Below are 6,493 nucleotides of genomic sequence, written 5' to 3' on the forward strand. Positions count from 1 at the left end.
CCATGGTGCTGGCGGCGGGCCTCGGCACGCGGATGCGGCCGATCACCGACCGCATCCCGAAGCCGCTGGTATCGGTCGCCGGCAAGACCCTGCTCGACCATGTGCTCGACCCGCTGGCGGAGGCCGGCGTGAGGCGCGCCGTGGTCAATGTCCACCACCTGGCCGACCAGATCGAGGCCGCCGTGGCGGGCCGCACGGCCCCGGCCGTGGTCATTTCCGACGAGCGGGCGGAGATTCTTGACTCCGGCGGCGGCGTCACCCGCGCCCTGACGCATCTCGGCGAGGCCTTCATCATCCGCAACGCCGATTCGTTCTGGACCGACCGGCAGGGTGCGAACCTGTCGCGGATGATCGCCGCCTTCGATCCCGCCCGGATGGATTCGCTGCTGCTGCTGGCGGCGATGGAGGGAAGCGTCGGCTTCGACGGGCCGGGCGACTTCTTCCTCGGCCCGGACGGAGGCCTGACCCGGCGCGGATCGGCGGCGCGGGCGCCCTATGCCTATGCCGGGGCCGCAATCATGCGGAAGGCGGACTTCGCCGGCCGGACCGACGGCGATGTCTTCTCGCTCAACGCCCTTTGGAACGCCTCGCTGGCGCAGGGCCGTCTGCACGGCCTGGTGCTCGACGGGCTCTGGCTGCATGTCGGCACGCCCGCGGCCATCGGCGAAGCGGAACGGGCGATGGCGGCAGGCCGCGGATAACGGCCCCCAACCCTTCCCTTTCGCGCCCTCAGGGTGTATGTGCCCGCCTCCCCTTTCCACTTCCACCCGGTCCGACCCCGGGCGAAGGACACGAGCGACCATGGCCAAGCGTTTCGACACGGGCACCGGCCCGTCCCAGCGGCAGTTGCGCGTCGGCGAGCTCATGCGGCACGCCCTCTCCGAGGTGCTCGCCCGCGGCGAGATCCACGACCCCGTGCTGCAGACGAACGTGGTGACCGTGCCGGAGGTGCGCATGTCGCCGGATCTCAAGATCGCCACCTGCTTCGTCATGCCGCTGGGCGGCAAAGACCAGCCGGAGGTGATCCAGGCTCTGGCCCGCAACAAGCGCTACCTGCGCGGCGAGCTCGCCCATCGCACCAACCTGAAATTCGCGCCCGACCTGCGTTTCCGCATCGACGAGTCCTTCGAGGAGGGTTCGCGCATCGACCGCCTGCTAGAGAGCGACGAGGTGCGCCGCGACGTCCAGAAGGACGGCGAGGCATGAACCAGCCGCGCTCGAAGAAGATCGACGTCCATGGCTGGGTGATCCTCGACAAGGATCTCGACCAGACCTCCACCCATGCGGTGTCGCAGGTGCGGCGCCTGTTCAATGCCAAGAAGGGCGGCCATGCCGGCACGCTCGACCCGCGCGCCACCGGCCTGCTGCCGATCGCGCTGGGGGAGGCGACCAAGACCGTCCCCTTCGTCATGGACGGCCGCAAGACCTATCGCTTCACTGTCGCCTGGGGGACCGAGACGGCCACGGACGACACCGAGGGCGGTGTCACCGCCCGCTCCGACCTCCGGCCCACACGCGAGGCCGTGGAGGCGCTGCTGCCGCGCTATACCGGCACGATCATGCAGGTGCCGCCGCAGTTCTCCGCCATCAAGATCGGCGGAGAGCGCGCCTATGACCTCGCCCGCGACGGCGAGGCGGTGGTGCTGGAGGCCCGGCCGATCACGGTGGACAGCCTGCGCCTCACCGCCTTCTCCGCCGAGAGCGCGGAATTCGAGGCCGAGTGCGGGAAGGGCACCTATGTGCGCGCCATTGCCCGCGACATCGGCCGTGATCTCGGCTGCCTCGGCCATGTCACGGCGCTGCGCCGCACCCGTGTCGGCCCCTTCGGCGAGGACGACACGGTGACGCTCGAGGAGTTGCGCGAGCTCGCCGAGGGCAAGATCGCCGGCCAGGCGCTGGAGGACGCTCTGCTGCCCGTCGAGGCGGCCCTCGCCGAGGTCCCGGAGGTCAAGGTGACGCGGGACGTGGCCGCCCGCCTGCTGCGCGGCCAGAGCGCAATTCTGCGCGGCCGCGATGCGCCGATCGCGGGGGCGGTCTGGGCCTCATCGGCCGGCGATCCCATCGCCCTCTGCGAGGTCGAGGCCGGCGAACTCGTGCCCAGACGCGTCTTCGTCTTCGGGCCGTGACGCCGGTGCAGGCCCTGTCCTGCAAAGAGCACGTTGACGGGTCCCGCCACACTCGCTATGAGAGCCGCCTTCGCCCAGATGGCGGAATTGGTAGACGCACTGCTTTCAGGTAGCAGCGCCGCGAGGCGTGGAGGTTCGAGTCCTCTTCTGGGCACCATTCCCTTCTTAAGTCCTTGATCGGACGAAAGAAGCAGCCGAAACAACGAGTTGGCTTCCCGCGACAGGTACACGCGGGAGGCACACATGGTAATCCGAATGCCCCGTCCATGGTCCCATCCCAAGACGGGGATGTTCTACTTCCGGGCTCGCATCCCCGCAGACATCAGCAACAAGGTCCTCGGTGAGTCGCTCACCGTGGTCATCGCTGATGGCGTGGTGTCGAAGACCAAGCTCGGGCCCGGCCCAGTGAAGCTCTCCCTGCACACCAAGGACTCTCGCGTGGCGAAAGTGCGCCATGCTTCGGTGGAGGCCCTCATCCAGAAGCGGTGGGATGCTGTTCGCCAAGGTCCTGCTGAACTGTCCCACAAGCAGCTCCGTGCCCTCGCCGGGGAATGGCACCGGGCGCTGGTCAGGCAGCATGAGGACGAGCCGGGGAGCGAGGTCGGCTGGGATGCCACCCGGGACGTGCTCATCGACGCGCTTCGGTACCTCTACCCCGACAGCGATGGCTCCGAGGCACCTGCGCATGACCCAGACCGGGGGTACAAGCTGTTGGCTCGGGTGATCGATCTCGATGCGTTTCTCGATGAGCGGTCGCTGGTCGTCACGGAAGCCTCCCGGCTGGCGCTCCTGCACCAGATGGCCTTGGCGCATGTCAAAGCCGCAACGACCCTCATCAAGCGTGCCGAGGGCGACTACAGCCGCGACCGAGAAGCCGACCGCTATCCAGACTTCGAGCAGGCCAAGCCGAGTGTGGCCACCCGGTCAGCGGTTCCGTTCAAGACGCTGATCGAGGGCTGGGCCAAGGAGAAGCAGCCGAAGCCGGCCACCCTCCAGCTCTACACCACGTACATCACCCGCTTCTCCGAGTTCGTCGGGCACGACGATGCCAGCCGTGTCACGAAGAAAGACGTGGTGGGGTGGAAGCAGCGCCTGCTCGATGCCGGGGATGCCCCGAAGACGATCAACGGGGCCAAATTGGCCGCTGTGAAGGCGGTGTTCTCATGGGCCGTCGAGAACGACCTCGTCAGCGACAATCCCGGAGCCCGTGTCTCGGTTGTCAGGAAAGCCAAGCCGAACGACCGGATGCAAGCGTTCACCCCTGAGGAAGCCAGGGTCATTCTCACGGCTTCGGCCAAGGAGAAAAGTCCCGTTCGTCGGTGGGTACCCCTCCTCTGTGCCCAGTCGGGAGCCCGGGTGGCGGAAGTCTGTCAGCTCCGCAAGGAGGACATCCGGGAAGAGAAGGGCATCTGGTTCATTCGGATCACCGGCGAGGCTGGGTCCATCAAGAACGCGAACTCCGAGCGAGACGTGCCGTTGCACCCTGATGTGATCGCCGCCGGCTTCCTCGACTTCGTGAAGGCGAAGCCCGAAGGCCCCCTCTTCTACGACCCGAAGAGACGGCGGGAGGGTTCCACCAGGCCCCCGGCCAAGATCATTGCCAAGAACCTCGCCTCGTGGGTCCACACGCTCGGGCTCAAGGTCGGTCGGGAGCATCGGAAAGACCCGAACCACGCATGGCGGCACTACTTCAAGACGGTCGCCCGTGCGCATGGGGTGCAGGACAGCGTGTCCGACCGGATCACGGGACATGCCGCTGCGAACGAGGGTCAGAACTACGGCGGCCTGTGGCTGGAGACGCTGCATGAGGCCGTGGCCAAGCTGCCCCTACCCGGAATATCTGCAGAGCAGATGTGAGAGTTCATCGATCCTGCGGCGCGGTCAGGGTTTCCCCCCACCGGGGGAGGCCCCTCGCCGCAGTGCTTGAAGCTGTGAACGGATTGCATCCCGCTGCTTTCCGCAATGAGCCTCGCGATGGTGGGCAGGGCAGAGGCACGCAACATTCTCTTCGATGTCCGGGCCACCTTCGGCCAAGGGGACGATATGGTGGACCTCGCAGTAGGCTGTTTCATCGTCCATGAGGAACGGCAGCACCGTGCAACCCGGCAACTCGCAGCGGTTCTTGGCTCGATCCAGCGCGTAAGCCTTCACAATCTCGGCACGCTGGTAGATGCGAACGGCTGCGACGCGCGTTGACGGCCCGGCCGGCCGCCGGGACGCGTATTCATCGTAGAGCCTCCGCAACTCTGCGGTCGAAGTCGTTCTGGCAAGATGGCGTGCAACTTCATCGGACCGTTCCAACGCCTCCTCTGGAACACTGACACGCAGTTCCAGCGGAGCAGCGGCCTCCCATACTGCGGCAAGATGAGCAGCCATCGCTGCCGGTACGAGGTACGTGGTCTTGGAGAGAAACCGAAGGTTGGGGAGGTCCCGTAACACCGGATCACTCTTCAGGAGTTCAGCCGGTAACACTCCGCCCGATGGAGCAACAGCGTCGAGCCGCAGCGAGGCTCTCATCTCATCGACCGCTCCTCGCGCATCCCCGCCTCTCCAGAACGGCTTCGCGTCCTCACTCTCAGGCCTCAGTCGAGGGCGCTCGATGACGGTTGCGGATGCGATGATGCCTGCTGGGCTGCGCTTCTTGCCTGCCGCCCGCCATAGAAACACCCTGTCGCCAACGGCCATCTCCCTCGCATGATGGCTGACGTACCACAGGACGGGGTGTGGACTTGTCGCCATATAACCGTCGATGTCGAAGCTGTCCGGGTTCCCCTGAAAGATGAAGGTCCTCACGCGACGCGCCTTTCTCGTTCCGCCGATGTGGCGCACGTTACCCGAGTTGACCCTCGCTGCAAGATGTGTGACACATCTGACAACGCTCGTTGTTGGAACCGTCACACCATGGCTCAGGGCTTGTTCGTCGCGTACTACCGCGTCTCCACCGAGGATCAGGGTCGGTCGGGCCTTGGGCTCGAAGCCCAGCGTGCCAGTGTCCACCGTTTCCTCAGCGGCGGGGACTGGACCTTGGTCGGTGAGTTCACCGAGGTCGAGAGCGGTCGCAAGAACGACAGGCCGATGCTGGAGCAGGCGCTGCGGGCCTGCCGGGTACATCGGGCGACCCTCGTCATCTCGAAGCTGGACCGCCTGTCCCGCGATGCGCACTTCCTGTTCGGGCTGGAGAAGGCCGGGGTGGAGTTCGTCGCGGTGGACAACCCCCACGCCAACAGGCTGACCATCGGCATCATGGCCGTCATCGCAGACGAGGAGCGGAGGGTCATCTCGGAACGGACCAAGGCGGCCCTTGGGGCGGCTAAGGAGCGTGGTCGGAAGCTCGGTGGCTTCAGGGGCACCATCATCGCCCCGGAGACGCGGGAGAAGGCCCTGAGGGCCAAGAAGGCCAAGGCTGATGGACGTGCGTCCGACCTCGCTCCGGTGGTCGAGGAGGTCATGGCTTCCGGCCTGTCGTCGCTGCGGGAGATTGCTGCGGCACTCAACGAACGGGGCATCCCCACGGCCACGGGTCGAGGGGCCTGGCAGGCAACGCAGGTGCGCCGTCTCATGGATGCCATGACCCGGGCCTGAGCCTCCGGCAGCCGGCCGGGAGTGGCCCCACTCAAGGAAAGCCCGCGCCGGTCCAACACCCCCCACTAGGAGAAACACAGCTCCGGCACGGGGTTTATCACCCCGCCAGAGATGTTCGCGTCCGCCTGCGGGACAGGACGCCTAACCCTTTTGCCCTTCACTCAGAAAGCAGCGCATGCCGAACCCGCCGAAGCTCTCCTCGTCGCCCAAGACTGACCTCATCGAGCTGGAAACCATCGTGGTGAACGACCGGTGGCAGGTGCGAGGCGCGTTGGACAGCGCCACGGTCAAGAGATACGCGGACGCGATGAGCGCCGGAGCACAGTTCCCGCCCATCGTCTTGGCCAGCCTCAACGGTGCCCTGATCCTCGTCTCTGGCTTCCACCGGTACCATGCGGCGAAGCTGGCCCGGCAGACTGCCCTCATGGCTGAGGTCCATCAGGCCAAGCCTGAGCGACTTCTCTGGCGGGCCGCGGCGGAGAACCTGGCACACGGGCTCCCAATGAAGGCTAAGGACCACCGAGGCGCGTTCCGGGCCTACGTGCAGTCGGGAATGCACCGTCTTCCCAACGGCAAGGTGAAAGCATCACGCACCATCGCTGAGGAGCTCAACAACATCCGCAGCCATGCCACCATCCTCAACTGGATGCGGTCGGACTTTCCATCGGTGTCAATCGGCGTCCAAAGTTGACCCCTTTTCGGCGTCCAAAGTTGACCCCCTTGCAGTCCGGCAGCGGACGCCCCGACGCAGCTGGTCGGGATTGCGCAGTCGGGGCGACCGCGGT

The 6,493-nt window shown here is 66.3% G+C and carries 7 protein-coding genes and 1 tRNA gene; 7 read left to right on the forward strand and 1 reads right to left on the reverse strand.

Annotation, left to right across the window (positions count from 1 at the left end; all coding sequences use genetic code 11):
* Positions 1 to 2 precede the first annotated feature (2 nt).
* The 5 genes from Q0C57_RS17690 (at position 3) to Q0C57_RS17710 (ending at position 3,983) form a co-directional block, all read left to right on the forward strand.
* Positions 3 to 701 (forward strand): nucleotidyltransferase family protein, encoded by a 699-nt coding sequence (locus Q0C57_RS17690; RefSeq protein WP_296578247.1) that lies wholly within the window; start codon positions 3 to 5, stop codon positions 699 to 701.
* A gap of 100 nt (positions 702 to 801) precedes the next feature.
* Complete coding sequence (gene rbfA / locus Q0C57_RS17695) at positions 802 to 1,206, forward strand: 30S ribosome-binding factor RbfA (protein ID WP_296578228.1); 405 nt, start codon at positions 802 to 804, stop codon at positions 1,204 to 1,206.
* Complete coding sequence (gene truB / locus Q0C57_RS17700) at positions 1,203 to 2,126, forward strand: tRNA pseudouridine(55) synthase TruB (protein ID WP_296578231.1); 924 nt, start codon at positions 1,203 to 1,205, stop codon at positions 2,124 to 2,126. Before rbfA ends, truB begins: the two co-directional genes overlap by 4 nt.
* 72 nt (positions 2,127 to 2,198) lie before the next feature.
* Positions 2,199 to 2,283: transfer RNA gene (locus tag Q0C57_RS17705), tRNA-Leu, on the forward strand.
* A gap of 131 nt (positions 2,284 to 2,414) precedes the next feature.
* A complete protein-coding gene (locus tag Q0C57_RS17710; RefSeq protein ID WP_296578234.1) occupies positions 2,415 to 3,983 on the forward strand; it encodes a tyrosine-type recombinase/integrase in 1,569 nt (522 codons plus the stop codon).
* Positions 3,984 to 4,007: 24 nt separating this feature from the next.
* On the opposite strand, the gene Q0C57_RS17715 is transcribed toward Q0C57_RS17710, so the two are convergent.
* Positions 4,008 to 4,919, reverse strand: a complete 912-nt coding sequence (locus tag Q0C57_RS17715; protein WP_296578237.1) for an EVE domain-containing protein — start codon at positions 4,917 to 4,919, stop codon at positions 4,008 to 4,010.
* Positions 4,920 to 5,027: 108 nt separating this feature from the next.
* Between Q0C57_RS17715 and Q0C57_RS17720 the strand changes: the two genes are divergently transcribed.
* Together Q0C57_RS17720 and Q0C57_RS17725 are read left to right on the forward strand one after the other, a co-directional pair.
* Positions 5,028 to 5,708: a recombinase family protein gene (locus tag Q0C57_RS17720; RefSeq protein WP_296578239.1), complete on the forward strand. Its 681-nt coding sequence runs from the start codon at positions 5,028 to 5,030 to the stop codon at positions 5,706 to 5,708.
* Between the two features lie 175 nt (positions 5,709 to 5,883).
* Entirely contained in the window at positions 5,884 to 6,399 is a 516-nt protein-coding gene (locus tag Q0C57_RS17725) for a ParB N-terminal domain-containing protein (RefSeq protein ID WP_296578242.1), read from the forward strand.
* The last annotated feature ends 94 nt before the right edge of the window (positions 6,400 to 6,493 follow it).

Source organism: Phreatobacter sp. (assembly GCF_022843985.1).
In the GTDB taxonomy this organism is placed as follows: Bacteria; Pseudomonadota; Alphaproteobacteria; order Rhizobiales; family Phreatobacteraceae; genus Phreatobacter.